Source organism: Vogesella lacus, from assembly GCF_979366295.1.
The window spans coordinates 47,522-73,460 of sequence record NZ_CEETQT010000013.1 but is presented as its reverse complement, the minus strand read 5'-3'; the positions used below and the strand labels follow the sequence as shown (position 1 = coordinate 73,460).

23 protein-coding genes and 1 riboswitch are annotated in these 25,939 nt (G+C 63.8%); of the genes, 16 read left to right on the top strand and 7 right to left on the bottom strand.

What is annotated here, in order from left to right; genetic code table 11:
• Window positions 1-24 precede the first annotated feature (24 nt).
• Entirely contained in the window at window positions 25-1,359 is a 1,335-nt protein-coding gene (locus ACZ9W6_RS16045; protein ID WP_465192186.1) for a sensor domain-containing diguanylate cyclase, read from the bottom strand.
• Between the two features lie 272 nt (window positions 1,360-1,631).
• Between ACZ9W6_RS16045 and ACZ9W6_RS16040 the strand changes: the two genes are divergently transcribed.
• The 3 genes from ACZ9W6_RS16040 to nemA all read left to right on the top strand — a co-directional run bounded on the left by ACZ9W6_RS16040 (window position 1,632) and on the right by nemA (window position 4,186).
• Window positions 1,632-2,240, top strand: a complete 609-nt coding sequence (locus ACZ9W6_RS16040; RefSeq protein ID WP_465192185.1) for a TetR/AcrR family transcriptional regulator — start codon at window positions 1,632-1,634, stop codon at window positions 2,238-2,240.
• Window positions 2,241-2,325: 85 nt separating this feature from the next.
• On the top strand, window positions 2,326-3,066 hold the full coding sequence (locus ACZ9W6_RS16035) for an NADPH-dependent oxidoreductase (RefSeq protein WP_465192184.1): 741 nt from the start codon (window positions 2,326-2,328) through the stop codon (window positions 3,064-3,066).
• Window positions 3,067-3,088: 22 nt separating this feature from the next.
• Window positions 3,089-4,186: an N-ethylmaleimide reductase gene (gene nemA, locus ACZ9W6_RS16030; RefSeq protein ID WP_465192183.1), complete on the top strand. Its 1,098-nt coding sequence runs from the start codon at window positions 3,089-3,091 to the stop codon at window positions 4,184-4,186.
• A 103-nt stretch (window positions 4,187-4,289) separates the two neighbouring features.
• On the opposite strand, the gene ACZ9W6_RS16025 is transcribed toward nemA, so the two are convergent.
• The 3 genes from ACZ9W6_RS16025 to adh all read right to left on the bottom strand — a co-directional run bounded on the left by ACZ9W6_RS16025 (window position 4,290) and on the right by adh (window position 9,189).
• Window positions 4,290-5,138: an AraC family transcriptional regulator gene (locus ACZ9W6_RS16025; protein WP_465192182.1), complete on the bottom strand. Its 849-nt coding sequence runs from the start codon at window positions 5,136-5,138 to the stop codon at window positions 4,290-4,292.
• 150 nt (window positions 5,139-5,288) lie between these two features.
• Complete coding sequence (locus ACZ9W6_RS16020) at window positions 5,289-7,295, bottom strand: methyl-accepting chemotaxis protein (RefSeq protein WP_465192181.1); 2,007 nt, start codon at window positions 7,293-7,295, stop codon at window positions 5,289-5,291.
• Window positions 7,296-7,674: 379 nt separating this feature from the next.
• A complete protein-coding gene (gene adh, locus ACZ9W6_RS16015; RefSeq protein WP_465192180.1) occupies window positions 7,675-9,189 on the bottom strand; it encodes an aldehyde dehydrogenase in 1,515 nt (504 codons plus the stop codon).
• A gap of 272 nt (window positions 9,190-9,461) precedes the next feature.
• Between adh and ACZ9W6_RS16010 the strand changes: the two genes are divergently transcribed.
• The gene (locus ACZ9W6_RS16010) at window positions 9,462-11,312 is read left to right on the top strand and encodes a sigma-54-dependent Fis family transcriptional regulator (RefSeq protein ID WP_465192179.1); all 1,851 of its coding nucleotides are present in this window, start codon (window positions 9,462-9,464) and stop codon (window positions 11,310-11,312) included.
• Here ACZ9W6_RS16010 and ACZ9W6_RS16005 read toward each other — a convergent pair whose 3' ends face one another.
• Window positions 11,313-12,038, bottom strand: coding sequence for a hypothetical protein (locus ACZ9W6_RS16005; RefSeq protein WP_465192178.1), 726 nt, complete (start codon window positions 12,036-12,038; stop codon window positions 11,313-11,315).
• A gap of 226 nt (window positions 12,039-12,264) precedes the next feature.
• On the opposite strand from ACZ9W6_RS16005, the gene ACZ9W6_RS16000 reads away from it, so the two are divergent.
• From ACZ9W6_RS16000 to ACZ9W6_RS15985, 4 genes are read left to right on the top strand one after another with little or no spacing between them, the layout of a single operon-like run.
• A complete protein-coding gene (locus ACZ9W6_RS16000; protein ID WP_465192177.1) occupies window positions 12,265-12,630 on the top strand; it encodes a VOC family protein in 366 nt (121 codons plus the stop codon).
• Window positions 12,627-13,091, top strand: a complete 465-nt coding sequence (locus ACZ9W6_RS15995; protein ID WP_465192176.1) for an EVE domain-containing protein — start codon at window positions 12,627-12,629, stop codon at window positions 13,089-13,091. The genes ACZ9W6_RS16000 and ACZ9W6_RS15995 overlap by 4 nt, the downstream gene beginning before the upstream one ends.
• The gene (locus ACZ9W6_RS15990; protein ID WP_465192175.1) at window positions 13,078-13,683 is read left to right on the top strand and encodes a DUF1801 domain-containing protein; all 606 of its coding nucleotides are present in this window, start codon (window positions 13,078-13,080) and stop codon (window positions 13,681-13,683) included. The genes ACZ9W6_RS15995 and ACZ9W6_RS15990 overlap by 14 nt, the downstream gene beginning before the upstream one ends.
• 1 nt (window position 13,684) lies before the next feature.
• Window positions 13,685-14,404: a helix-turn-helix transcriptional regulator gene (locus ACZ9W6_RS15985; protein WP_465192174.1), complete on the top strand. Its 720-nt coding sequence runs from the start codon at window positions 13,685-13,687 to the stop codon at window positions 14,402-14,404.
• Between the two features lie 10 nt (window positions 14,405-14,414).
• Here the strand turns inward: ACZ9W6_RS15985 and ACZ9W6_RS15980 are convergent, their stop codons facing one another.
• Entirely contained in the window at window positions 14,415-14,684 is a 270-nt protein-coding gene (locus ACZ9W6_RS15980; RefSeq protein ID WP_465192173.1) for a type B 50S ribosomal protein L31, read from the bottom strand.
• 142 nt (window positions 14,685-14,826) lie between these two features.
• A riboswitch (cobalamin riboswitch) is annotated at window positions 14,827-15,062 on the top strand.
• Window positions 15,063-15,130: 68 nt separating this feature from the next.
• Here ACZ9W6_RS15980 and ACZ9W6_RS15975 point away from each other — a divergent pair.
• From ACZ9W6_RS15975 to ACZ9W6_RS15940, 8 genes are all read left to right on the top strand, one after another.
• Window positions 15,131-15,658, top strand: coding sequence for a ZrgA family zinc uptake protein (locus ACZ9W6_RS15975; RefSeq protein ID WP_465192172.1), 528 nt, complete (start codon window positions 15,131-15,133; stop codon window positions 15,656-15,658).
• 9 nt (window positions 15,659-15,667) lie between these two features.
• Entirely contained in the window at window positions 15,668-16,123 is a 456-nt protein-coding gene (locus tag ACZ9W6_RS15970) for a hypothetical protein (protein WP_465192170.1), read from the top strand.
• Window positions 16,120-16,419 (top strand): DUF2149 domain-containing protein, encoded by a 300-nt coding sequence (locus ACZ9W6_RS15965; RefSeq protein ID WP_465192169.1) that lies wholly within the window; start codon window positions 16,120-16,122, stop codon window positions 16,417-16,419. Before ACZ9W6_RS15970 ends, ACZ9W6_RS15965 begins: the two co-directional genes overlap by 4 nt.
• The gene (cobN, locus tag ACZ9W6_RS15960) at window positions 16,416-20,528 is read left to right on the top strand and encodes a cobaltochelatase subunit CobN (RefSeq protein ID WP_465192168.1); all 4,113 of its coding nucleotides are present in this window, start codon (window positions 16,416-16,418) and stop codon (window positions 20,526-20,528) included. The genes ACZ9W6_RS15965 and cobN overlap by 4 nt, the downstream gene beginning before the upstream one ends.
• A gap of 90 nt (window positions 20,529-20,618) precedes the next feature.
• Window positions 20,619-21,386, top strand: a complete 768-nt coding sequence (locus tag ACZ9W6_RS15955) for a substrate-binding periplasmic protein (protein ID WP_465192167.1) — start codon at window positions 20,619-20,621, stop codon at window positions 21,384-21,386.
• Window positions 21,387-21,461: 75 nt separating this feature from the next.
• The gene (locus ACZ9W6_RS15950; RefSeq protein WP_465192166.1) at window positions 21,462-22,373 is read left to right on the top strand and encodes a bestrophin family protein; all 912 of its coding nucleotides are present in this window, start codon (window positions 21,462-21,464) and stop codon (window positions 22,371-22,373) included.
• A gap of 118 nt (window positions 22,374-22,491) precedes the next feature.
• Window positions 22,492-24,753: a DUF3141 domain-containing protein gene (locus tag ACZ9W6_RS15945; protein ID WP_465192165.1), complete on the top strand. Its 2,262-nt coding sequence runs from the start codon at window positions 22,492-22,494 to the stop codon at window positions 24,751-24,753.
• A gap of 26 nt (window positions 24,754-24,779) precedes the next feature.
• On the top strand, window positions 24,780-25,118 hold the full coding sequence (locus ACZ9W6_RS15940; RefSeq protein WP_465192164.1) for an FKBP-type peptidyl-prolyl cis-trans isomerase: 339 nt from the start codon (window positions 24,780-24,782) through the stop codon (window positions 25,116-25,118).
• Between the two features lie 25 nt (window positions 25,119-25,143).
• Here the strand turns inward: ACZ9W6_RS15940 and ACZ9W6_RS15935 are convergent, their stop codons facing one another.
• Window positions 25,144-25,917 (bottom strand): response regulator, encoded by a 774-nt coding sequence (locus ACZ9W6_RS15935; protein ID WP_465192163.1) that lies wholly within the window; start codon window positions 25,915-25,917, stop codon window positions 25,144-25,146.
• Window positions 25,918-25,939: the final 22 nt, after the last annotated feature.

Genomic DNA, 25,939 nt, shown 5'->3' with positions numbered 1-25,939 from the left:
TCTGTCACGGTTTTTTCTTGCCTGTCAGCTATTGTCCGGCAGCACCGACAAAGCCTCGCCAGCGGCATGCGGCTGCAAATGACAGCGATTGCGGCCATTATCCTTGCAGTAATACAGCGCCTGATCCGCCAGCTTCAGCAGGATCAGGCCATCGACCGCCTCGGGCGGCAATGCGGCTACCCCGAAACTGGCGGTCAGGCTGATGCTTCTATCATCATCGCCGGGCACCACCATATCGGCGACACTGCTGCGCAGGCGCTCGGCCACGGCCAGCGCGGCCTCGCCATCGGTCTGCGGCAGCAGGATGGCAAACTCCTCGCCACCGATACGGCCGACAACGTCAGACTCGCGCATCAGGCCTTGCAGATGCTGCGCCAGTGCCACCAGCACCTTGTCGCCAGACAGGTGGCCATAGCGGTCATTGATGTGCTTGAAAAAGTCGATGTCCAGCATGATCAGCGACAGGGGCTGATGGTGACGCTTGGCCAGGCTGAAAGCCTGCTCTAACCGCTGCATGAAGTGACGGCGATTGCTGATGCCGGTCAGCATATCGGTCAGCGCCTGCTGCTCCAGCTGCTTGCGCAGCAATTGCAGTTCGGTGATGTCGGTGGAAAAGCCGATCAGCGCCCGCGGCTGGTCTTTCAGGCTGATCGGCACCTTGACCGACCAGTAACAGGCATGGCGGCCATCGTCGTGGATGATTTCTTCCTCGCCCGCCACTTTTTGCCCGGTCTCGAACACCTGGCGGTCTATCGCCCACAGCCGTTCGGCGGCCTGCGGCCCCAGCAGATCACTGTCCAGCTTGCCGACGATATCGGCCGAGGTACTGCCCAGCCGGCTGGCCGCCTGCTCGTTGGCATACAGGTAACGGCGCTCTATCGTCTTCATATAGATGTTCGAGTCGACATTATTCAGCACGGTATCCAGCAGATGGCTCTGCTCGCGCAGGGTTTCCTCCAGCTGCTTGCGCTCGGTGATGTCGGTGGAAATGCCACACATGCCGACTATCTGCCCGTGCTCGTCCCGCACTGGCGCTTTCACGGTCCAGTAGATCCGGCTGTCGCCCGAGCTTCTGACAACATTGTGCTCTTCTCTGGCCAGTGTCTCGCCCTGCTCCATCACGCGGCGATCGTTGACGCGCAACTGGTCAGACACCGCCAGATCAAAAAAATGGCTGTCGTCCTTGCCCAGCACCTCAGCCAGCGGCAAGCCGAACAACTCGCACACCAGCTGGTTGGCATAGGTGTAACAACCCGCCAGATCCTTGGTGAAAATATAGGCTCCGACATTATTCAGCACCTGCTGCAAGCCCCACAATTCACGCTGCAATTGTTGGCATGCTGGTGTCAGCGGCTTCATGGGTATTTTCCCGTATGGTCTGCTGCAAGCATTTCCCTAACTTGCATACTGGCAGATGGCAGACCATTTTTCGCGCCCTGCCTGCTTGCGCCCGGCTACCGGCTTGCCGGGCTGACAGATTCGTCATGATCAAGCAGTGATTGCAGCTTTTTTTGTATGATGTTTAAAAATCGACACGCCGACTGTGTCATCTCCGCTGCAAAAAACGCGGCAAAATGGATGAATCCTGACAATCCCTTGCACTAGACCAACCGGTCTACTAATATCCTGCCATGAGTCGAGAACGCCTGCACACAGACACCCGCGAACACATCCTTGCCGTCGGCGAGGCGCTGATCCATGGCCGCAGTTTTACGGCACTGGGTCTGACCGAATTGCTGACCGAAGCCGGTGTGCCCAAGGGGTCTTTCTATCACTACTTCAAGTCGAAGGAAGACTTCGGCGTGGCCATGCTCACCCGCTATTTCGCCAACTACCGCGAACGTGTGGGCAATTTGCTGGCTGATGAAAACGTTGGTGATGGCCGTGCGCGATTGCTGACTTATTTCGGCCAGTGGCTGGAACACCATGCGCGCTGCGAGGCGCACAGCTGTCTGGCGGTAAAGCTGGCGGCCGAGGTATCCGACCTGTCCGAGCCGATGCGGCTGGCACTGCATGAGGGCATGGACGCCATCGTGCAAAGGTTGGCCGCCTGCATCCGTGCCGGCCAGGCTGATGGCAGCATCAAGCCGCAGCTGCCGCCTGACGAAACCGCCTATGCGCTGTACAGCCTGTGGCTGGGCGCAGCGCTGATGCAGAAGACGCAGCACAGCCTGCGCCCGCTGCAAGCGGCCATGATTCACACCGAAGGATTGCTGGCCCCCTGTTCGCCAGCCATCTGAAGCAACACCACCGTCAGCCCGTGTGCCGGCGGTTTTTTTGGCACCGAAACTAGACGACTGGTCTAATAATTAGCGTGGAGCACCCATGAATTCCGCCCTCGAACACATGCAGCAACACCGCAGTATCCGCAGCTATCAGGACAAAGCCATTCCGGCCGAAGTACTCGACGCCGTGCTGCGCGCCGCCTGGCAAGGTCCGACCTCCATCAACGGCCAGCAGGTGTCGCTGGTGGTGGTGCAGGATGCCGAACGTCGTGCGCGTATCGCCGAGATCGCCGGCGGCCAACCCTGGATTGCGCAGGCACCGGTGTTCATCGCCGTCGTCGCCGACTTCTACAAGACCCGCCTCGGCGTGGCGAGCACCGGTGGCGAACAAGTGATTCACGACAGCGTGGAAGGCTTTGCCGTGGCGGCGGTGGACGCCGGCATCACCATGGGCAATCTGATGACCGCCGCCCGCGCCGCGGGCCTCGGCGTGGTACCGATTGGCGGCATCCGCCGCGACCCGGCCGCGATGATCGAGCTGCTCGATCTGCCGGAGCTGACCTTCCCGCTGGCCGGCGTGGTGCTGGGTTATGCCGCCGACGACAGCGCGGTGAAGCCGCGCCTGCCGCTGGCCAGCTTCGCCCACAACGAGCGCTACGACGCCGCCGCCCTGCCCGGCCATATCGCCGCCTACGACCAGACGCTGCAGCAACACTGGCAAAACCTTGGCCGCGCCGACGGCGAGCCGTGGAGCCAGAGCATCGCCCGCTATTACCAGCAAGTGTATTTCCCGCAAGTTGCCCCGGTCGCCCGTGCCCAGGGCTTCGGATTCGACCGCTAAACCGCAAGTAAAAGGACACCCCATGCAAGCCGACAAACTGCTGACTCCCGTGCGCCTTGGCGCCGTTACCCTCAACAACCGCGTGCTGATGGCACCGCTGACCCGCCTGCGCAACACCGAGCCGGGCGACGTGCCGACGGATCTCGCCATCGAGTACTACCGCCAGCGTGCCGGTGCCGGCCTGATCATCAACGAAGGCACCCACATCTCGCCGACCGCCAAGGGCTATGCCGGCGCGCCGGGCATCTACAGCGAAGCGCAGATCCAGATGTGGCAGCGCGTGAATGATGCCGTGCACGCTGAAGGCGGCAAGATCGCTATTCAGCTGTGGCACACCGGCCGTATTTCGCACACCAGCCTGCAGCCGAACGGCGATGCGCCGCTGGCCCCGTCGGCGATCAAGGCCGACAGCAATACCAATATCCGCGATGAAAACGGCCAGCTGGTACGCGCGCCGACTTCCACCCCGCGCGCGCTGGAAACCGCCGAAATCGCCGACCTGATCGAAGACTACCGTCGCGCCACCGACAATGCGCGCCGCGCCGGCTTCGACCTCGTTGAAATCCACGGTGCCCACGGCTATCTGCTCGACCAGTTCCTGTCGCCTGCGGCCAACGTACGCAGCGACCAGTACGGCGGCAGCGTGGAAAACCGCGCCCGCCTCGTGCTGGAAGTACTCGATGCGGTGATCGCCGAATGGGATGCCGACCACGTCGGCATTCGCCTGTCGCCGCTGGGCGTGTTCAACGGCCTGTCGGAAACCGACCAGCAAGAGATGGCGCTGTACCTGATCGGAGAGATCGCCAAGCGCAACATCGCCTTCCTGCACTTGTCCGAGCCAGACTGGGCTGGTGGTCCGGCGTGGAGCGACGATTTCCGCCAGCGCGTGCGTGCCGTGTATCCGGGCAAGATTGTCGCCGCCGGCGGCTATAGCGTGGAAAAGGCCGAAAAGCTGATCGGCGCCGGCCTGATCGACGCCGTGGCCTTCGGCCGTGCCTTTATCGCCAACCCTGACTTGCCAGCCCGTTTCGCTGCCGGTGCCGAGCTTAATCCGCCGAATCCGGCCACCTTCTACGGTGGTGGCGTCGAGGGTTACACTGATTACCCGACGCTGGCTTAAGCCGCTGCGCGCCGGATCAGTCTCCGGCCGGTGCTGAAAGATAAAGCTTGGCCGCAAGCACCACGCTTGCGGCCAAGCTTTTTGTTTTTGGCAGATCTGCCTGTTACTGCAACGCCAACCAGATCTCGGTGCGCAAGGCAGCCGGCGGGGTATCGATGGGCAGATTCAGGTATTGCTCGATCACCGGCACATCAGCGGGCTGCTCGCCGCTTTGCGGCAGCCACACGCCGTAAAGCCACTGGTAGGCGTGTGCCAGCTCACTGTAGGGCCCGACATGCTCGAGCACCGCATAGCGCCCGGCCGGTATCGTCATCAGCGCCAGCCCGTCGGACAGCGCTAGGCCCGGCAACACGGCCAGTGCCGCTGCCGAACGCAGTTCGCTTTCCGGCACCGATTGCGGATCATCCAGATACAGGCCGAACCAGCGCGGCGGCAGGCTCAGCGGCAGCGCGGTCTTGTGCAGCTGCAGGCGGGCAAAGGCCTCGCCGATCCGGATATAAGGGCCACGATGGCGACTGGCGGCCAGGGTGATGGCGTCGGTTTGCTGCTGGATACGGATGGGGTACATGGCGGCCTCCTGTTGGCTGGATGACTGGAGCAGCGCGAGTCGCGCCCGCCGGTAAGCCACCGGGGTCATGCCATAGCTGGCGGCAAAGGCCCGCACAAAGGCGGCACTGCTGCCGTAGCCATGACCTCCGGCCAGCCGCGGCAGGCTGCGCGCCGCGGGCGCGGCCAACTCGCGGGCGGCCTGCAACAGGCGGATACGTTGCTGCGTCATGCCTAGGCTTTCGCCCATCATCTCGCGGTAAATGCGATGAAAGTGATAGGGCGAAAAACAGGCGGCCTCGGCCAGCTGCTCCAGCGAGTAGTGCTGCTGCGGATGCTGCCAGATCAGCCCCAGCACGCTCTGCAAGCGGCGGGCGTATTCCTGGCGGGTGGCGGGTTTCTTCATACTGTCTCCATGCCGGGCAGCTTAGCGGGGCGGCATTGATAAAAGTTGCGGATTTTGCCGTGGCAACACCGATGCCAGAATGCAGGTTGGCCGCAAGGGTCTGCCCCTTGCGGCCAACATCGATGCCGGTCTTTGCCCTGCGCGGACGACTCAGGAGAAATGCGGGGCGTGGCTGTAGTAGTCGAAGCACACCAGCAGATTATTGCGTTCGCTGGCGCTGATATGGCCAAACTCCACGCCATACAGAAACTCGCCGTCTTCCTCGCGCTGCCACTGCACCACCGCCGGCAGCTTCAGCGGCAACTGGCTGCGATAGGCATCGCGGTCATCATGCGGAATCTGGATCTGCAAATTGACGCTGGCACCCGCCTTGACGCTCAGCGGCTTGGCCACGCGCAGCTTCATGCCGGTCATGCTGAAATCCGCCGTCACCGCGTATTGCGTGCCCTGGCCGTCCTCCAGCTGCACCAGCAGATGCTGCGACACGCGCGGCGCACCGCGTTGCTCGTTGCTGGCCGGCTGGACCACCACCTGCCGCTCGAACTGGAACTGCTGCATGATCACCCGCAGCCGTTCGGTCACCTGATACAGATCGCTACTGATGATGCCGGTGGCGTGCACCTCGTCGGCATTGCGCGCCATGGTGTCGAGCAGCTCGTCCTGGCGGCTGCGCAGCAGCACCAGCTTGTCCTGCTGCGATTCGCTGTAACGCGCGATCTGGCCGGCAATCTGCGCATTGCCCTCCACCTGCTGCAGGATCAGCGCAAACACTTCGCGCACATCCTCGGCGCGGGCCATGCCGCTGTGGGTGCGCTGGATAATGCTCTGCATCGCCTGCGAGTTCTGGTTCACCAGCGTGGTCAGATTGCTGATGATCTCGTTGATGTTGCGGGTCGCCTCGCCAGCGCGCTGCGCCAGCTTGCGCACTTCGTCCGCCACCACGGCAAAGCCGCGGCCAGCCTCGCCGGCCCGTGCCGCCTCGATCGCCGCATTCAGCGCCAGCAAGTTGGTTTGTTCGGTAATTTCAGTGATCGTGCTGGTAATGGCATGGATCTGCACGGTGGCCTGGCCCAGTGCCTGCATCTGCTTTTCGGCGGCCTGCACCTCGTCCACCGCCCTGCTCATCTCGGCCAGATTGCCGCTGATCGCCGACTGGCCCTGTTCGGCACGCTGTCTTGCCGTGCCGGTGCTCTCGCCGGCCTCCAGCGCCAGCCGGTTGACCTCGGACGAAGCCTGGCTCAGCTCGTCCATCGCCTCGCGCACATCACGCGAATGGTTGCCCTGCTCCTTGGTTACCGCCGTAATACGGTGCGAAATATCGGCAATCTGGAAGGACGACTGCGCAATCTGGCGCGACTCGTTGTCAATGCTGCGCATATGGTTGGCCAGCGCCTGCACCATGCTTTGCATCCGGCCCAGTACGCTGCGCTCGGCGCGCGAATGGTTGTCGATCTGCAGCGACAGTTCGCCCCGCGCCACCGCATCGCTGACTTCCATGGCATAAGCCGGCTCGCCACCCAGCATGGCAATCAGTTTGCGATACAGCAGCGCCAGCCCGCCAACCACGATCAGCAGCGCCAGTGCCGCAACCGAAATCGAGATGATGAAGGAACGCTGCTCGGAACGCGCCTGCATCTCGTCGGCGGCCACACGCGCGTTTTCCAGATCGGCAGTCAGCTTGTCCATTTGCGTGGCCAGCGCCTCGGCACTGACATCAAAGCCGTCCTGCTCGTTTTTCATGATCAGGTTGCCGGCCTCGCGCCCCTGCTCGACATAGGCATGGGCCATTTTCTCGCCTACGCTGCGCAGGCGGCTGATCTTGTCGTTGGCCGAGGCGATATCGGTGCCCAATGCCGGCAGCAAGCTCTTGAGTTCAGCCAGCTTGGCCTGCGCCTGCGCCTCGTTTTCCTTGGCATCGGCAAAGCCTTCTTCCAGCTCGCCCACGGCCGAAGCATCGGTCAGAAACTGCTGGATCTGCACCACATGAAAACGCACATCCTTGAACAGCAAGGTCGCACGGTGCAGCTTTACCTGCTCGACCTCGGCCTGCTGCAAGCTCAGATTGCCATACCACACCATGGCATTACCGCCGCCCAGCAACACCACCAGGATGAGCGCCATCATGCTCATCAGCTTTTTCAGGGAAATTCTTTTCATATCGGGTCCATTTCTCACAAGCGGCACGAAAGCCGCGGCCGAATAGGCATTTGCCATGCATCAAACCTGCCAATTATGCGGATTCGCCTTCCTTCTCACCGCGATCTGGATCAAGACGTCACACCAGAGTCAGCCAGCTTGATATCACATTTGATAAACAGTGCGCCGATCAATCACGACATTTGAATTCTCTTTAATTGCTATAAATCTTTATGGCATGAGTTTTTTTACCAGATCGGCCAGCCACAATCGCATTGTTTGCTGCCTATCCCTTATGTCGCGCCTGTTTATTGCCATCTCGCAGACCAACAGGCTGACGCAAAAAAGCCCCGGCACACGCCGGGGCAAGGGGATGGAGGATTCGCGACTCGGCTACGACTCAGAAGAAGCCCAGCTTGTCTTCGCTGTAGCTGACCAGCAGGTTTTTGGTCTGCTGGTAGTGGTCCAGCATCATCTTGTGGGTTTCGCGGCCGATACCGGACTGCTTGTAGCCGCCAAAGGCCGCATGCGCCGGATAAGCGTGGTAGCAGTTGGTCCACACGCGGCCGGCCTCGATGCTGCGGCCAACGTGGAAGGCGGTGTTGATATTGCGCGTCCACACCCCGGCACCGAGGCCGAACAGCGTGTCGTTGGAGATCGCAATGGCCTCGTCCATATCGCGGAACTTGGTTACCGACAGCACTGGCCCGAAGATTTCTTCCTGGAAGATGCGCATCTGGTTGTGGCCTTCAAACACCGTCGGCTGGATGTAATAGCCCTGTTCCAGCGCGCCACCGAGATGGGCACGCTCGCCACCGGCCAGCACGCGCGCGCCTTCCTGCTTGCCCAGCGCCAGATAGCCCTGGATCTTGTCCATCTGCTCCAACGAGGCCTGGGCACCGATCATGGTGGCGAAGTCCAGCGGGTTGCCCTGCTTGATTTCGGCCACCCGCTTGAGTGCGCGCTCCATGAAACGGTCGTAGATGGATTCGTGCACCAGCGAGCGGCTCGGGCAGGTACACACCTCGCCCTGATTGAGCGCGAACATCACGAAGCCTTCGATCGCCTTGTCGAAGAAGGCGTCGTCCTTGTCGCACACATCGCCAAAGAAGATGTTAGGCGATTTGCCACCCAGCTCCAGCGTCACCGGAATCAGGTTTTCGCTGGCGTAGTTCATGATCTGGCGGCCAACCGGGGTCGAGCCGGTGAAGGCGATCTTGGCGATGCGCTTGCTGGTGGCCAGCGGCTTGCCGGCCTCGGTGCCAAAACCGTTCACCACGTTGACCACGCCCGGCGGCAGCAGATCGCCTACCAGCTCCATCAGTACCAACAGCGACAGCGGCGTCTGCTCGGCCGGCTTCATCACCACGCAGTTGCCGGCGGCCAGTGCCGGTGCCAGCTTCCACGCTGCCATCAGGATAGGGAAGTTCCACGGAATGATCTGGCCGACCACGCCCAGCGGCTCGTGGAAGTGATAGGCCACGGTGGTGGCGTCAATCTCGCCGATGCTGCCTTCTTGCGCGCGGATGCAACCGGCAAAGTAGCGGAAATGGTCGATCGCCAACGGCAGGTCGGCGGCGGTGGTTTCGCGGATAGGTTTGCCATTGTCGAAGGTCTCGACGGTGGCCAGCAGTTTCAGGTTTTCTTCCATGCGGTCGGCAATGCGATGCAGGATCAGGGCGCGCTGCGCCACGCTGGTCTTGCCCCAGGCTGCCTTGGCCGCATGGGCTGCATCCAGCGCCAGCTCGATATCGTCGCCATCCGAGCGTGCCACCTCGCACAGCGGCAGGCCGGTGACCGGGGTCAGATTCTCGAAATAACGGCCGGCGACCGGTGGCACCCACTGGCCACCGATAAAGTTGTCGTAACGGGATTTCAGGTTCAGGCCGTACTGGCTAGGGTGCAGGCTGCTCATCTCTTTGTGTCTCCTGTTGTATTGGCCACCGCGATAGCGGGACGGATACCACAGTGCACGCCGCGTGCCAGCTCGCACCGGTTTTGCAGCGCAATATCAGCCAGCACCAGTGATCACAGCACTTTGCGGCCAACCTTGTTGCGCCGCAAAAATCACGGCAGTTTTTCAGGGCTTGTTGCCGGCGCTGAGCGCGTCATAATCGGCCACACTGCCCCAGCCAAACTGTCGCAGCCTGCGACAACTGTCGCGCGACACCGTTACAGGAGCCTTGCATGATCAGCCTCGCCCAATTGCGCCGCCGCCTGCAGGATGGCGAAGAACTGCCGGCCGGCAGCCTGCCCGGCCCGATCCTGCATTCCTGGCAACGCTGTCAGGGCCTCGGCCTGTCGGTGGCGCGACCGCGTCAGGGCGAGCCGCTAGACCAGCTGGCACTGCAGAGCCGGCAACAGCAAAACGAGGACTGGCTGCAGCTGGCACGGCCAGCGATTGATGCACTGTTCGACAGCGTGGTGGACGATGGCCATGTGGTGATTCTGGCCGACGGCGACGGGGTGATCCTGCAGGAAATGGGCCATCCGGCTTTTCTCGACAAGGCCGAACGGGTGGCGCTGCTGCCGGGCATGGACTGGCGCGAGGACATTCGCGGCACCAATGCCATCGGCACGGCGCTGGTGCTGGGCGGCGCCGTGCATGTGCGTGGTGCCGAACATTATCTGGAGCGCAACCGCCAGCTGTCGTGCGCCGCCAGCGCCATCCGCGATCCTTTCGGCCAGGTGCTCGGTGTGCTCGATGTCTCCGGCCTGCCGCGCAAGCTCGGCAGCGCCCGCCTGCAACAGGTCGAGGCGGCGGTGCGCCACATCGAACAACGCCTGTTCGAGCAGCAATGCCGCCAGCTCTACCAGCTGCGTTTTGCCGCCGAGCCGGCCGGCCTCGCTACCCCGCGCTGCGCCAGACTGGCGTTTGACGATGGCGGCGTGTTGCGTGCGGCCAATCCTGCCGCCCTCGCCATGCTGCATCTCGACTGGCTGGCGCTGGGTCAGGCGCGCTTTGCCGCGTTGAGCGGCCTCAGCCTCGAACACTGGCTGAGCCGCCACGGCGAACATATTGCCTCGCTGCGCCACAACGGCCGCCTGCTGTCGGCCTGCCTGCAGCTGCCATCGGCAGCCAGACAGGGTGCGACCACTCAAACACCGATCACTGACAAGGTTGGCCGCAAGCCGGCCGACACCAACAACAGCGCCAGCAGCAACGAAGTCGACAGCGGCCTGCCACCGGCGCTGCTGCCAACGGCGCTGCGCCTCCTGGATGCCGATATTCCGGTGCTGTTGCTGGGTGAAACCGGCGTCGGCAAGGAACGCTTCGTGCAGGCGCTGCACCGCTCCTGCAGCCGCCGGCAACAGCCGCTGGTGGCGGTCAACTGCGCTGCCATCCCCGAGGGGCTGATCGAATCCGAGCTGTTCGGCTATGAGGAAGGCGCGTTTACCGGCGCGCGCAAACAGGGCAGCAAGGGCCGTTTGCGCGAGGCCGATGGCGGCGTGCTGTTTCTCGATGAAATCGGCGATATGCCGCTGACGCTGCAGGCGCGGCTGTTGCGCGTACTGCAGGAACGTGAAGTGGTGCCGCTCGGTGGCGGCAATTACAAGGTGGACTTGCGCGTGGTGGCGGCCACCCACCGCGACCTCGCCACCGAAGTCGCTGCCGGCCGCTTCCGCGCCGATCTCTACTACCGCCTCGCCCACTACCCGCTGCTGTTGCCGCCGCTGCGCGAACGCGGCGATGTCGCACAGCTTGCCGCCAGACTGTTGCAGCAACAGGGCGCGGCGCGGCGCGGCATCTCGCTGTCGCCGGCACTGTGCGACTTCATCCGCCGCTACCCGTGGCCCGGCAATGTGCGCCAGCTGGATAATCTCTTGCGCACCCTGCTGGCACTGGTCGACGACGGCACCGTGCTCGACTGCCGGCATCTGCCGGCCGGCATGCACAGCCCACAGCCGCAAGCGACACAGGACAATGCCCGTCTGCAGCAGGTACTGGCCGAGCATGGCGGCAACGCCAGCGCTGCCGCGCGCGCACTGGGCATCAGTCGCAGCACGCTGTATCGCAAGCTAGGCCGCAGCGGCTGATTACCAGCCCTGCTGTTTTGCCAAGGCGGCCTTGCTGTCGCTGGCCCAACGCGATTGCTGGGCGATATGTGCCTTCACCTCGGCCTGCTGCAGGGCCTGCTCGTAGCTTTGGCCTTTGCTCATCGGAAAGTAGCGGAAGTGTGAATAGCGCACATAATCACCTTCACGGCTTTCCATGAACGCAGACCACACTCCCAGATATTCGGCACCATTGCGGCTGTCTTTCTCGATGGCGGCAGAAACCTTCACACAGCTCTGGCGCTCAGGCTTGATAAGATCACGCTGGCTTTTCACTGCTTTGTACGAGGTATCAGCGATATCACCCTCGCGACAAAAAGCATCAAGCTCGCTCAACCAATAGCTAAGAGCATCACGGGACAACGCGACCTGTACAATGATTTCACTGTCACCCTTGCTGTCCCGCAAATGCAGCTGGCCACCGGCAGTATTGCCGGAATGTTCCCGGGTTTCATCGTTATGAATATCACCCTTGAAGGTCTTGGTTTCGTAAATCAGCCATTGCCCTTCAGGCAGCGCCAATGCTTTCTTGCCCAGCTTGATGCTGTCCAGCGCCATCCCGCGCGAGAAGTATTGCTCAAACTTTTCCATCCGTTTCTGGTTGCTGTCCAGCCAGCCAAACTGCAAGGATTCGGTCGGTAAGGACTCGGCAAAGGCCGGCATGGCCAATGTCAGGAGGACAGCGGATTTGAGCAGCATTGCGCGCATGATTCGGCACCAGAAAAATAAAGCGCGAATTATAAAAGCCATAAGTCATAAATTGCACATCAATTTCAGGATATTCGTCTAACGCCTCACTACATAAAGCAAGCAGCGCTGCTGTGCAGTCTGCAACAGTACAAAACAATTTCCTGGCCTGCTGACAGAATGCTGTCAGCAGGGGGCGCGCACACTGCGGTCAGGCAAACCCGCCGACCTCATCAGGAGCCGCAGCATGACCCCCTTCGTTCACTGGTTTGAAATCCCAGCCACCGACTTCGACCGCGCCGTGCGTTTTTACCAGACGGTGTTTCATGTGGAACTGAAAGTCGAAGACTTCATGGACGACCGCATCGCGGTGTTCTGCCTCGGTGACGAGCACCCCGGCTGCATCATGCAAAGCAACCGCCTGCAGCCTGCGGCCAACGGCAGTCGCCTTTATCTGGATGGCGGCCCCGATATGGACGCGCTGCTGGCGCGCATCGAGCCCGCCGGTGGCCAGATCGTGCTGCCACGCATGAGCCTGCCCGATGGCAATGGCGATATCGCGCTGTTTGGCGATAGCGAAGGCAATGTCATCGGCCTGCATGTGCAGCCATGAGCCAGCGCTTCTGGATAGGCGTAGCCAGCCGCGATCACGTTGGCCGCGGCGTGGCCGGCGGCTTTGCCCAGCTCTGTCACGGCAAGGGGGCGCCGCTGGCGCGCATGCGCCGTGGCGACGGGCTGATCTACTACTCGCCGCTCGAGGTTTTCGGCGGCAAGGAGCTGTGTCAGGCCTTTACCGCCATCGGCCTCGTCAGCGATGAGGCGGTGTATCAGGTCGAGATGGCTGACAACTTCCGCCCGTGGCGGCGCGATATCGCCTTTGTGGCGGCCACGCCCGCGCTGATCCGGCCGCTCGTGCCCGGGCTGACTTTCATCCGCGATCCGCAACACTGGGGCTATGCCTTCCGCTTTGGTCATTTGCAGATCAGTGCGCATGACTTTGTCTTGATTGCCACCGCGATGGGCGCGACACTGGCGGATCTGTCCGTGTCTGGAGACGACCATGCCTTTCCCTGAAATCGAGAAACAAGCCATGCTGCAACTCAAAGGGGTGGGCCCGACGGTGATCCGCCGGCTGGAGGAGGCCGGCTACCAGACGCTGGCCGAGTTGGCCGCAGAAGAAGCGATTGCGCTATGCCGGCGCATCGGCCAGATGCTGCATTCCAGCTGCTGGGGCAACAGCCCGCAGGCACACGCCAGCCTCTCGGCCATCATCGCGCTGGCGCAGCAGCAAACCGCTGGCGAGGCTGGCGGCCAACGTGTCCGGCAATTGCTGGACGACTGGCAACAACAGCAGCCCGAGCAGGCTGCCATCGTGCTGGCCTTGCGCCGGCAAATCCTCGCGCTGGATCCGGCCATCAGCGAGGAGGTCAAATACGGCGGCATCCTGTTTGCCTGCGGCCAGGCTTTCTGTGGCCTGTTTGTCTACCGCCAGCATGTGACGCTGGAATTCAGCGCCGGCGCGCAACTGGCCGATGTGCACGGCCTGCTGCAAGGCAAGGGCAAAGGGCGGCGACATCTGAAGTTTGTCAGCGTCGCCGATATCGACCGCCTGCCCTGCGCCGACTATCTGCAACAGGCGCTGACGCTGGCGCGGCCGGCATCCTGATATGCGCCGCGCCGACCGTCTGCTGCAGATCCTGCTGCTGTTGCGTGGCCGCCGTCGCACCACGGCGCAGCAGCTCGCGCAGTGGCTGGAGGTGTCAGTACGCACCGTGTATCGCGATATGGCCGATCTGCAGGCCAGCGGTGCGCCGGTAAATGGCGAGGCCGGTGAAGGCTATTGGCTGGAGGCCGGCTTTACCCCGCCACCCCTGAGTTTTTCTGCTGGCGAGCTGGCCGCGCTCGAGGCCGCAGGCCGCTTGCTGGCCGGCTGGGCCGATAGCGAGCTGGCCGGCGATGCCGCCAGTGCGCTGGCCAAGATTCATGCCGTGCTGGGCAGCGCCGGGCTGGCACCGGTGCCCTTGTATGCCCCGAGCGGCCAGCATTATCCGCGCGAAAAACTGGCGCCACTACGCGCCGCCATCGGCGCACGCCAGTGCGTGGACATCGACTATCTGGACCAGCACGGCCAGCCCAGCCAGCGCACGCTCGCGCCGCTGGGCCTGTTTTTCTGGGGCGACCGCTGGACGCTGGCCGCCTGGTGTCTGCTGCGCGGCGATTACCGCCACTTCCGCATCGACCGCATCACCAGCCTGCAAGACAACGATAGCGCCTGGCCGGCCGGCATCTCGCTGGATGCCTTTTTGCAAAACGCCGATACCCCGGCCGCCGCGCGAGCCGCACTGCAACAACAGGATCAGCAGGCCTGGCATCAGCCGCCGGACTGAGTCAGCCGTTTCAGGCCTGACGGCTGCCCGGAATCAGCTTGCCGAAACGCGCCATGAACTGGCTGGCGCGGCCTTCGGTGTGGATCTCGCGTGCCTTGCCGGTAAATACCGGATGCGAGGCGGCCGAGGTATCCAGATACATCACCGGATAGGTTTCGCCGTCATGCCATTGCAGGGTGTCGCGGGTCGGCGCGCACGAGCGGATCAACCAGCCTTCCTTGGCACCGGTGTCGTAGAACAGCACGGTGCGGTAGTTTTGCGGATGCAGGTTTTTCTGCATGATGGGCTCCTGGATTTATGTAATAAAGTAACAATGTTATTTGATAACAGTTCTCATTTCAATAGCAAAATCCCGACAGCAGTACGTGTGGTGATTATCGATATCGCCACAGTGCAACCATGACAAACCGCGGCCAACACGCTACCATCCGCGCCGCGTTGGTGCTCGCGGCCCGTTCGATGGCTGCAGTTAAACGGGAAACGGCAAGGTTGGCCGCAAGGTCAGCCCCAAGCCGTGCTGCCCCCGCAACGGTACATGGCCGGCTGCCCTGCAGCCCGATCCCTCATCCCAGCCACTGGCTGCGCGCCGCAAGCGCCACCGGGAAGGCGACGGAGCGTGCGCCATAGCCCGGATACCGGCCAGCGAAGTGGCCGGATCACGTCCGGCCTTAGGCCCGGTTGCCGTCGGGGAGGACGGCCAGTGGCAACCCCTGTCCGGTAATACCCATGACTTTCGCAAGCCTGCGCCTTGTTGCGCCCGTGGCTGGCTGCCTGCTGGCCGCCGCCCTCATTCCTGCCACCGCTTTTGCCCACGGCAATCACACCCACGGCCACGGCACCGCCCGCGCCGAACTGGCCGGCCAGACGCTGACTGTCCAGCTGGAGATTCCGCTGGAAAGCTTTCTCGGCTACGACTACCCGCCCAAGGGCGATGCCCAGCAAAAACTGTGGCAAGACTTTGTCGCGCAGATGGCCACCCCTGGCGACTTGCTGACGCCGGCGGCCGAAGCCGGTTGCGTGCTGAACCAGCACGAGATCACCCCCGACATCGTCAAGCCGGCCGCTGGCCGTGACATCGACAATCTCCGCGTCAAACTGGTTTACCAGTGCAAGGAGGCCGCCGCGCTGAAATCGCTGGCGGTGCCGGCCTTCGCGCGCTACCCCGGCCTCAAGCAGCTGCGCCTGCAGTGGAGCGCCGGCAGCACCCGCAAGACGGTGACCATCCGTCCGCGTTTCCCTGCTGTCACGCTGTAAGGAGTCACCATGCTGGAAGCCAATCTGCTGCAGCTGATGCAATGGCTGCTGCTGCCGGTGCTCGCCTTGCTGCTGGCCACCCTGTTGTACGCGCTGTGGATGAGCGGCGTGGTCGTGATGGAAGGCTGGCAGCGCCGGCGCGGCATCAGCCTGCTGCCGCAGGCGGCCAACCTTGCCATCGACGAAGTCGAGCTGGCGATTCTGGCCCGCCTCGAGCCTCTGCGTCTCTTGGCGCGCGTCACGCCTATGCTGGGCCTGATCGCCACCATGATTCCGCTGGGGCCGGCGCTGCAGTCGGTATCCGGCGGTGAAGGCCATGCCGCGCTGGCGGTGTTCAGCAATGCCTTTGCCGGCGTGGTGCTGGCGCTGGCCACCGCCTCGCTGGGCCTGGTGCTGTACTCGGTGCGCCGTCGCTGGCTCTTGGCCGAGCTGGTGGCCATCCGCCGCCGTCAGGAGGCCGCATGAGCCGCCCCGAGCTGAACATCCTCGCCGAGGAAGACGATGATCCGATGCTGTCGGCCATCAATCTGGTCGATGTGTTTCTGGTGCTGATCGTTGCCCTCTTGGCGGCCGTCAGCTTCAATCAGCAGCACAGCAATCAGCCCGGCAAGGTCGAGCTGACCATCGAACAGGACGGCCAGAAAATCCGTTATCAGGGCAGCGGCAGCCTGCAGCAGGGCGACGGCGTGCGCGCCGGGGTCGCCTACCGCCTGGCGGACGGCAGCATCATCTATGTGCCGGAAGACGGGGCCGCCAAGTGAGACTGCAAGCATTTTGCACCGGCCTCGCGCTCTGCCTCTTGCTGGCCGGGCAACAGGCGCTGGCGCAGCGCCTGTTATGGCTGACGGTGGACATCACCCCGGCCGCGCGCACCGCGCTGGTCGAAAACGAAGCGCGCACCCAGGGCTGGCAGTTTGCCAGCCTCGATCATCCGCTCGCGGCCAACCCTGTACGGCTGGAGGGCGAACGCGCCGCGCTGGCCAAGGCGCTGGCCAAGGCCGATCTGGTGTGGCTGGATGTGCCGCACGAGTCGGTGTTGCAGCGTCTGCAGCAATCCTTCGGCAGCCAGCTGCAGGCCAGTGGCAAGCCGCTGGTGTGGATCGCGCCGGACGCCAGGGTTGGCCGCAAGGCCGGCGAGCAGCAAGCCGCCTGGCTGGCGGCCGGCGGTGCGGCCAACACCCGCCATGCCCTCGCCTACGCCAAACGCTGGCTGGCAGCCGGCCAGCCGGACAGCTTCGCCGCCAGCGAGCCACCGCCACAGCCCCTGCCACGGCAGGCGCTGTATCACCCCGACGCACCGGCGCTGTTTGCCGACAGCCGCCAGCTGGAAACGTGGCGGCAAAGCCAGACCGCGCTGCGCGGCCAAGCAGCGGTGGCAGTGCTCGTGCATCGCCACCATTTTGTTAACGGCGAAACCGCCTGGCTGGATGACTGGCTGCGCCGCTTCCGCCAGCAAGGGCTGTTTGCCTATGCCGTCTTCGGCCAGCAACTGGACGCCAAGGGGCTGGAAAGCCTGCTGGGCCAGGGCGAGCAGGCGCATCCGCGCGTGCTGGTGCTGCATCAGCTGGTGACACAGGCCGCCGCCCTGCAGCCCTTGTTCTTGCGCTGGGGCGTGCCGGTGCTGGCCACCCAGCCCTATCGCCACGGCGATGCCGCCAGCTGGCAGGCCGATGGCAACGGCCTCAAGCTGTCGGATACGCCGTTTTATCTGGTGCAGCCCGAGGCCGCCGGTGCCATCGACCCGATGCTGGTCACCGCCTTGCAGGAGGGCGGCCGCAAGACCGAGCTGATCGCCCGTCAGGCCGATGCCGTTGCCGCCAAGGCCAAGCGGCTGATCCAGCTGGCTGATCTGCCACGCGCACAACGCCAGCTGGTGGCCATGGTTTACAACTACCCGCCGGGCGGCAATCACTTTGGCGCGTCCTTCCTCAACGTGCCGCGCAGCCTCGAAACCGTCAGCCAGGGCCTTGCGGCCAACGGTTACCGCGTGACGCCGCTGGCCGAGCAAGGCTGGATAGACAGCCTCAAGCCGCTATTGGCCGCCTATTACGAGGGCAGCGATCTGCTCGGCCTGCTGCGCAATAATCAGGCCGCCGCCCTGCCCGTGCGCCAGTACCGCCAGTGGTGGCAAAACCTGCCATCCGCCCAGCGCGAACGCATCAAAAGCCGCTGGGGCGAGCCGGAATCCAGCCGCTATGTGGTGAGCTGGCAGGGCGAGCCGGTATTCGTGATTCCGCGCCTGCAACGCGGCCAACTGTCGGTCTTGCCGCAGCCGCCGCGCGAGGAAACCCTGCATCGCGGCAGCAATCCCTTCATGCACCGCAGCCGCCAGCCGCTGTCGCACCACTATCTGGCGGTGTATCTGTGGGCGCAGCAGGCGCAGGCGCTGATCCACTTCGGCACCCACGGCACGCAGGAATGGGCCAACGGCAAATCGCGCGCGCTGGATGTGCTGGATGACGCGCTGCTGCCGCTGGGTGATGTACCGGTGATTTACCCCTACATTGTGGATAACCTCGGCGAGGCACTGACCGCCAAACGTCGTGGCCGTGCGCTGATGCTCAGCCACCGCACGCCGGTATTCGCCACCACCGGCCTGTCGCCGGGCATGCACGAGCTGCACGAGCTGATGCACGAGTACGCGATTGCCGACAACGGCCCGACCAAGCAGCAGGCGGCCGAACGCGTGGTCGGCCTGATCGTGTCCGAACGCCTGCATCACGACCTCAAGTGGACCGAAGAACAGGTGCGCGCACGGCTGGACGACTTCCTTGAGGCGCTGCACCCGTGGCTGGACCAGCTCGCCCACAGCAGCCAGCCGCAAGGCCTTGCCAGCTACGGTCAGGTGCCGGAGGCGGCGCTGCGGCAGAAGATCATCCTGCAGATGCTGCGCACGCCGCTCTTGGATGCGCTGGGCGAGGACGTGGACGAGGCCTTCTTGCTCGATCAGGACAAGATCGCGCAGTCGCGGCCGATGCGCTGGCTGCAACTGGCGCTGAGCGACGCCGAGGCGGCCAGCCGGCTCGACTTGCGCCGTGAAGGCCAGGGCAATGCAGTGCCGAATCGCGCCGGCGAACGCGGCATCGACAGCGAAGCGCTGTTGCAGCTGGCGCAAGAGGCGCAACGCCTCGATGCCTTGCTGCAGCAGGAAAACGAGCTGCCGGGCCTGTTGGCCGCGCTGGACGGACGCTTTGTCGCCGCAGCCTATGGTGGCGACCCGATCCGCAACCCCGACAGCCTGCCGACCGGCCGCAACCTGACCGGCCTTGACCCCAGCCGCCTGCCGACGCGCCAGGCTTACACCGTGGCGCAATTGCTGTTCGGCAACTGGCTGCAGCAATGGCGTGCGGCCAACGTTGGCCGCGAGCCGCAGCAGCTGGCGCTGTCGCTGTGGGCCGGCGAGACGCTGCGCCATCAGGGCATCATGGAAGCGCAGGCACTGGTGGCGCTCGGTGTGCGGCCAATCTGGGATAACGCCGGCCGTCCGACGCGGCTGGAGGTAATCCCCGTGGCCGAACTCGGCCGCCCGCGCGTGGACGTGATGCTGAGCATTACCGGCTCTTACCGCGACCAGTTTCCCGCCCTGATGGCCTTGCTCGATCAGGCGGTGACGGCGGTCAGCCAGGCCGAGCCGGACGGCAATATCGCGCGCCACAGCCGTGAGGTTAGCCAAGAGCTGGGCAAACGCGGCGTGCGGCCAACCTTGGCTGCGGCGCTGGGGCAGGCACGCGTGTTCGGCAACCCGATCGGCGACTACGGCACCGGCATCGACGCGGCGGTGCAGGATGGCCGCCTGCAGCGCGAAGATGCCCGCCTCGGCCAGCTGTTCCTGCGCCGCCTGAGCCAGCCGTATCTGGCCGGTGAGGCGGTGACCGGGCTGGACGAAGCGACGGCGATCGCCACGCTGTCGGCGCGCCTCAAGCGTACCGACGCCGCCATCATGGCGCGCAGCTCGCACCTGTACGGCATGGTCACCTCGGATGACCCTTTCCAGTATCTGGGTGGCCTCGCCGCCGCCGCACGCGTGGCCGGCAAGGCCGAGCCGCTGGCGCTGTACGTCAATCAGCTGCAAAACGCCGACGAGCCTTACAGCCAGAGCGCACAAGACAGCATCGCGCTGGAGATGCAAAGCCGTTACCTGCATCCGGGCTGGATCCGCGCGCTGAAGGCCGAAGGCTATGCCGGCACGCTGCAGGTGCTGAAGGCGGTGCAAAACAGCTGGGGCTGGCAGAGCATCGTCAGCGACAGCGTGCGCGCCGACCACTGGCAGGGCTTTTACGATGTGCTGGTGGCCGACAAACACCAGCAAGGCATCCCCGAGTGGCTGCGCAGCCACCCGCAAGCCTATGCGCAGACGCTGGAGCGGCTGATCCAGGCGCAGCGCCACGGCCACTGGCAGCCGGACGCCGCCACACAGCAAACCCTGGCCGCACGCTATCGCGAACTCACGCAGCAGGCGGCCTTGCCGACCGAACTGACAGTGGTACGCGACTGGGTGCGCCAGCAGCTGGGCGAGGCCGTGCCGCTTGCAGCCAAGCCTGTGACAGCCCGGCAGACCAGCGCCGACAAGGTGCGCGGCGTCAGCCGTCAGGCCGCCGGTGCGAGCTTGCCGGCACCACGTTCGGCGGTTCCGCCCGGCATGCCGATGCCGCAAGCGGTGGCCGATGTGCTGGAAAAGGCCGCCGTGAAAACGCCGCAGCGGGTACAGGGCATCCTGCTGAAACCGCAGCCGCCGGCGCTGTCCGGCTGGTGGCTGACGCTGCTGCTGTTACCGTTTGCCGCCGGTGTGCTGTGGCAATGGCGCCGCAGCGTGCCAGCTCGCGTCGTCTGCAATCAGTCAGCGCTGCTGGCAAGCAAGCCGCGTTGTTGACAGCAAGGCCGCCCATTCGGGCGGCCTTGTGCATTTGCCACGACGCCGCAGGAGTTTTTATTGAATAATGTCGCTACAAGGAGGGAACCCATGCGTAATCCGTGCAGCCATTTGCTGTCTTGCAGTCTGTTCATGCTGGCGCTGCCAGCCATGGCCGAGCCGATTACCGTGGCCTTGGGCGAGAACAAACCCCCTTACATCCTGGCCGAGAGCAAGGCTGGCGTGGAATACGATCTGGTCACCAGCATCCTGCGCGAAGCCGGCTTCAGCCCGGTAGTGGTGCATATGCCGAATCAGCGCGCCATCCAGTCGCTGGCCGAGGGCCGTGTCGATGCGGCGATTTCGCTGTCCGGCCCTTATGTTTCCGAGCGCTATATTGCCTATCGCAATATGGCGATTGCACTGTGTTCCAGCCAGCTGAAAGCCGACAGCATCGCCGCACTGGGCAAATGGCGTGTGGCAGCCTTTCACAATGCCCATCGCTTCCTCGGCCAGGACTTTGCTGCCATGGCCGCCGGCAACCCGCAATACATCGAAAGCTCGCCGCAAGCCACCCTCGTCAATCTGCTGTACAGCAAACGCACCGATGTGGTGATTTCGGATATCTATATCTTCCGCGAGCTGGCCAGACGGCAAACCGATTTGCCGATCAACACCTGGCAGGCACTGTGCAGCTTTGACCTGTTCCAGCCGACCAGTTATTCGCTGTCATTCCAGAACCCCGGCTACCGCAACCGTTTTGACAAGGCGCTGGCCAAGCTGCGCAAGGATGGCCTGTACGAAGCCATGGCCAAGCGTTACCAGCTGCTGGATGCCGCCAAAAAACCGCTGTTCAAGCCGGAGCTGACCAAACACTGAACGACGCGGCCAACGGTGATTGCCGTGTCATGTTGCAGCGCGGTAGCATAGTCTTCTTTGCGCCCGGGTGCCGTCATGGTTGTTCTTCCGCGTTATAACTGGCTACGGCTGCTGTTTGTCTGGCAGGGCTCGGTCTTGCCCCGCATCATGACCCGGCTGCTGATCGTGTTCCTGCTGTCGCTGCTGTCGGCCGGCGTACAGCACTGGTGGGTCAGCCAGCATGCCGACTCCAGTCTCAACGTCACCATCTTTACCCTGCTGGGCGTGTCGCTGGCGATCTTTCTCGGCTTTCGCAATTCGGCCAGTTACGACCGTTTCTGGGAGGCGCGCAAGCTGTGGGGCCAGCTGCTGGTGGTCAACCGTTCGTTGACCGGCAAGCTGTCGGCCGTCGACGATGCCGCCGTGCCCGGCATGCTCAATGCCATGCTGGCGATCAACTACGCGCTCAAGGGCTTTTTGCGCGACGACGATGTGCAAAGCCATCTCGACCGTCTGCTCGGCAGCCCTGCCCCGCTGATATTGCGCGATGCGCGCAGCGCACCTTCGCGCCTGCTGGCCTGGCTGCATGCCGAAAACAACGGCCTGCGCCAGCGCGGCAGCATCAGCGAAAACCAGTGGCTGGATCTGAGCCGCAATCTGGACGGCATCAGCGAGGCGGTGGGCGGCTGTGAGCGCATCATCAGCACCCCGATTCCGTATACCTACCGCGTGATGCTGAACCGCACCGTCACCCTCTACTGTCTGCTGCTGCCGCTGGGCCTCGTCACCAGCATAGGCTGGCTCACCCCCATCATCGCCGTGTTCATCGCCTACACCTATCTGGCGCTGGACTGCCTTGGCGACGAGCTGGAAGAGCCCTTCGGCAAGGAAGGCAATGACCTGCCGCTGTCGGCCATCTGCTATGCAATCGAACGCATGGTGCGCGATATGCGCGACGAAGAAACCACCGCCACGCCACCGGCGCGCGACGGCATTTACCAGTTCTGAGCGGTATCCGCGACAGCAAGGCCCCGCGCAGCGGGGCCTTGTCGTTTGTGCTGCTTGCGGCCAACCTTTGGCGATGGCTGGTCTATGGTGAAAGCTCTGCCAGCCGCGAGCGCCCGCCATGAACACCAGCAGCCAGCCTCAAGACCTCTTCTCCGCCTGGCAGGATTATCTGCAGGATGCCTGGCAACGCAGCATCCTTACCCTCGATGTGCTGCGCGAGCGCGGCGACATCTACCGCCAGCATCACGCCGACGGCAAGCCGCCGGTGCTGGCCTTTGACTACGACATCATTGTCGACGGCCGCGAGCTTGGCGACCCAGTCAATTACGCCCTGGCGGCGATTCGCCCGCCGCAAGGCTATCCGGCCACCGATGACAGCAAGCGCCCCTTTGTCGTGATCGACCCGCGCGCCGGCCACGGCCCCGGCATCGGCGGCTTCAAGATGGACAGCGAAATCGGCATCGCGCTGCGCCAGGGCCATCCGTGTTATTTCGTGATGTTCTTCCCGCTGCCGGAGCCCGAGCAGACCGTCGAATGCGTACTGCGGGCCGAAAAACTGTTTCTGCAGACCGTGGCCGAGCGCCATGACAATCAGGCCGGCAAACCCTTCGTGATCGGCAATTGCCAGGGCGGCTGGGCGCTGGCCATGCTGGCCGCCACCGCGCCGGACAAGGTTGGCCCCATCCTCCTGGCCGGCTCGCCGCTGGCTTACTGGTCCGGCGTCGATGGCAAGAACCCGATGCGCTACGCCGGCGGCCTGCACGGCGGCACCTGGCTGGCCTCGCTGGCCGGCGACCTCGGCGGCGGCCTGTTTGACGGCGCCCACCTCGTCAGCAACTTCGAAAGCCTGAATCCGGCCAACACCCTGTGGGAAAAGCCCTACCATCTGTACGCCCATATCGATGAAGAACGCGAACGCTTTCTCGACTTCGAGCGCTGGTGGGGCGGCCACTTTCTGCTGGCCAAGCGCGAGATGGAGTGGATCACGCAAAACCTGTTTGTCGGCAATCACCTGACTGCCGGCGATATCGAGCTGGCGCGCAGCGATCTGCGCGTCGACCTGCGCAATATCCGCTCGCCCATCATCATCTTTGCCAGCTGGGGCGACAACATCACCCCGCCACAGCAGGCGCTGAACTGGATTCCCGATCTCTACCGCAACAGCGCCGACATCATCAGCAACGAGCAGACCATCGTCTACTGCCTGCACGAACAGGTCGGCCATCTGGGCATTTTTGTCTCGGCCGGCGTCGCCAACAAGGAACACAGCGAGCTAGCCAGCGCGCTGGATCTGATCGACGTGCTGCCGCCCGGCCTGTACGAGGCGGTGATTACCGACACCCATCCTGAGAGCGCCGGCCTTGAATACCTGCAAGGTCGCTACATCGTGCGTTTCGAGCCGCGCGAGGTCGACGACATCCTGGCGCTGGATGATGGCCGCGATGACGAAGCCGCCTTCGAGGTAGTGCGCCGCGTCGCCGAAATCAACCAGCAGCTGTACGACCGCTTCGTGTCGCCGGCCCTGCAGAAAAGCATCAGCCCCGAGCTGGCGGAAACCCTGCGCGAGGCCCACCCCTCGCGCGTCGAGCGCGAATGGCTGTCAAGCAACAACCCGTGGCTGGCCTGGTTGCCGCAGACTGCGGCCAACATCCGTACCGAACGGCGCGAAATCGACCGCAACAACCCGTTCTGGCTGTGGCAGCAGCTGTCCAGCGACATCATGGCCGAAGGCCTCGCACAATGGGGCAAGTGGCGCGATAACGCGCAGGAGCTGTGGTTCAACAGCGTTTACGGCGCACCGTGGCTGCGCGCCGCGGTCGGCCTGCCGCCGGATCAGGGCTGGCAAGCCCCCAGCCGCCAGCACAGCTGGGAGCGCGAAGAGCTGCTGCGGCTCAAGCAGCAGGAGCTGAGCCAGCATTATGTCGAAGGCACCGCCTTTGACGGCCTGTTGCGGCTGCTGATCTACACCGCCATCGGCAACGGCGTGGTCGATGTGCGGCCGTTCAATGCCATCCGCCGCGTGATGGCCGAGACCCCGCTCGGCGAAGGTGTCACCCTGCCCCAGCTCAAATGCAGCATCCGCCGCCAGACCTGGCTGACCCGCCACGATCCGGCCCGCGCCCTCGCCACCCTGGGCCAGCTGCTGCCCGACCGTGCGCAGCGGCAAATGGCGTTTGACCTCGCCCTGCATCTGCTGGGCACCGCCGGCCCCTTGAGCGACAGCAAGCGCGAACGCCTGACACAGGTTGCGGCCAACCTTGCGCTCGACTGGCCACCTGCCGCCAGCGCCGATCCGGCAGCCAGCCCGCCGGCACGCAAGCCACGCCAGCGCCGCCCGGCCAGCAGCAAGGTTGGCCGCAAGCCGGATGACAAAGGCTAGAATGCGGCTTTTATCCGGAGCAAGACATGAGCGACAGCGTGAAGATCGAAGACCTGGTGCTGGGTGAGGGCAAGGCGGCCGAGCGCGGCGCACTGGTGACCGCGCATTACACCGGCTGGCTGGAAGACGGCACCGAGTTTGATTCCTCGCACCGCAAGGGCCGGCCTTTCGAGTGTGTACTGAGCAAAAACCGTGTGATCCAGGGCTGGATCATCGGCCTAGACGGCATGAAGGTGGGCGGCAAACGCCGGCTGTGGGTGCCGGCCGAACTGGCTTATGGCGAACGCCAGATCGGCGAACACATCAAGCCCAACAGCAATCTGCTTTTCGAGATCGAATTGCTTGAAGTGCTGACCCGCGATTGAGACGCGCACGGCCGCGCTGCGCCATTCAGCCCAGCAGCCGGCTGGTGACTTTCTCCACATAACTGGCGCGCAACGGCTTGACGATATAGGCCACCGCGCCAAGCTGGGCCGATTCGGTAACCAGCTTGCGGTCGGCCGCACCGCTGATCATCACCACCTTGGTTTGCGGCTGCTGCTGACGCAATTGCGGCAGCGCCTCCACCCCGCCCAGCTGCGGCATATTGATGTCGAGAAACAACAGCTCGGGCTGCAGCCGGCTGGTGGCCTCGATCGCCTCGCGGCCGTTGGCCACTGCCTGCAACACCTTCACCCCGCAATCCTGCAGCATCGCCTGCAAAGCCAGCCGCACCGATGGCGAATCATCGGCAATCACCGCCGTGCCCTTCTGGCTTTCGCGGGCCGGCTCGGCATCGTGCCCGCCAAGCAACGCCACCATCTGGTTCAGCATCAGCACATTGTCGAGTTCCTGCAGGATCTGCTGCGGCGAAAACGGCTTGTTGATAAAGCCGCTGACGCCGATATCGGTCGCCCTTTGCTGCAGATCAGCCTGGCTGGAGGCGGTCATGAACAGCACCGCCACATGCGGGGCGCGCTGCTGGATCACCTGCATCAGCTGCAGGCCATCGCGGCCGGGCAAGTGGTAATCGAGACAGATCAGATCGGGCTTGAGCTTGTCGAGGCAGGATTCCAGCAGCTCGCCATCTGCCAGTGCGGCCAACACCTCATGGCCATGCTGCAGGAACAAGGCCCCCAGCACCTTACGCAATGAAGCGTTGTCGTCGATGATGATGATGCGCACGCTGTGGCTTCCGGTTCGGGTA

Excerpts from the sequence above, each read along its gene's own strand:
- ACZ9W6_RS15990 (WP_465192175.1), top strand. The coding sequence starts at position 13,078 with ATGCCTTTCCCTGAAATCGAGAAACAAGCCATGCTGCAACTCAAAGGG.
- ACZ9W6_RS15950 (WP_465192166.1), top strand. The coding sequence starts at position 21,462 with ATGGTTGTTCTTCCGCGTTATAACTGGCTACGGCTGCTGTTTGTCTGG.
- ACZ9W6_RS15995 (WP_465192176.1), top strand. The coding sequence starts at position 12,627 with ATGAGCCAGCGCTTCTGGATAGGCGTAGCCAGCCGCGATCACGTTGGC.
- ACZ9W6_RS15940 (WP_465192164.1), top strand. The coding sequence starts at position 24,780 with ATGAGCGACAGCGTGAAGATCGAAGACCTGGTGCTGGGTGAGGGCAAG.
- ACZ9W6_RS16045 (WP_465192186.1), bottom strand. The coding sequence starts at position 1,359 with ATGAAGCCGCTGACACCAGCATGCCAACAATTGCAGCGTGAATTGTGG.
- ACZ9W6_RS16010 (WP_465192179.1), top strand. The coding sequence starts at position 9,462 with ATGATCAGCCTCGCCCAATTGCGCCGCCGCCTGCAGGATGGCGAAGAA.
- nemA (WP_465192183.1), top strand. The coding sequence starts at position 3,089 with ATGCAAGCCGACAAACTGCTGACTCCCGTGCGCCTTGGCGCCGTTACC.
- ACZ9W6_RS15970 (WP_465192170.1), top strand. The coding sequence starts at position 15,668 with ATGCTGGAAGCCAATCTGCTGCAGCTGATGCAATGGCTGCTGCTGCCG.
- ACZ9W6_RS16025 (WP_465192182.1), bottom strand. The coding sequence starts at position 5,138 with ATGAAGAAACCCGCCACCCGCCAGGAATACGCCCGCCGCTTGCAGAGC.
- ACZ9W6_RS15965 (WP_465192169.1), top strand. The coding sequence starts at position 16,120 with ATGAGCCGCCCCGAGCTGAACATCCTCGCCGAGGAAGACGATGATCCG.
- ACZ9W6_RS15955 (WP_465192167.1), top strand. The coding sequence starts at position 20,619 with ATGCGTAATCCGTGCAGCCATTTGCTGTCTTGCAGTCTGTTCATGCTG.
- adh (WP_465192180.1), bottom strand. The coding sequence starts at position 9,189 with ATGAGCAGCCTGCACCCTAGCCAGTACGGCCTGAACCTGAAATCCCGT.
- ACZ9W6_RS15975 (WP_465192172.1), top strand. The coding sequence starts at position 15,131 with ATGACTTTCGCAAGCCTGCGCCTTGTTGCGCCCGTGGCTGGCTGCCTG.
- ACZ9W6_RS16035 (WP_465192184.1), top strand. The coding sequence starts at position 2,326 with ATGAATTCCGCCCTCGAACACATGCAGCAACACCGCAGTATCCGCAGC.
- ACZ9W6_RS15980 (WP_465192173.1), bottom strand. The coding sequence starts at position 14,684 with ATGCAGAAAAACCTGCATCCGCAAAACTACCGCACCGTGCTGTTCTAC.
- ACZ9W6_RS16020 (WP_465192181.1), bottom strand. The coding sequence starts at position 7,295 with ATGAAAAGAATTTCCCTGAAAAAGCTGATGAGCATGATGGCGCTCATC.
- ACZ9W6_RS16000 (WP_465192177.1), top strand. The coding sequence starts at position 12,265 with ATGACCCCCTTCGTTCACTGGTTTGAAATCCCAGCCACCGACTTCGAC.
- ACZ9W6_RS15945 (WP_465192165.1), top strand. The coding sequence starts at position 22,492 with ATGAACACCAGCAGCCAGCCTCAAGACCTCTTCTCCGCCTGGCAGGAT.
- ACZ9W6_RS16005 (WP_465192178.1), bottom strand. The coding sequence starts at position 12,038 with ATGCGCGCAATGCTGCTCAAATCCGCTGTCCTCCTGACATTGGCCATG.
- ACZ9W6_RS16040 (WP_465192185.1), top strand. The coding sequence starts at position 1,632 with ATGAGTCGAGAACGCCTGCACACAGACACCCGCGAACACATCCTTGCC.
- ACZ9W6_RS15985 (WP_465192174.1), top strand. The coding sequence starts at position 13,685 with ATGCGCCGCGCCGACCGTCTGCTGCAGATCCTGCTGCTGTTGCGTGGC.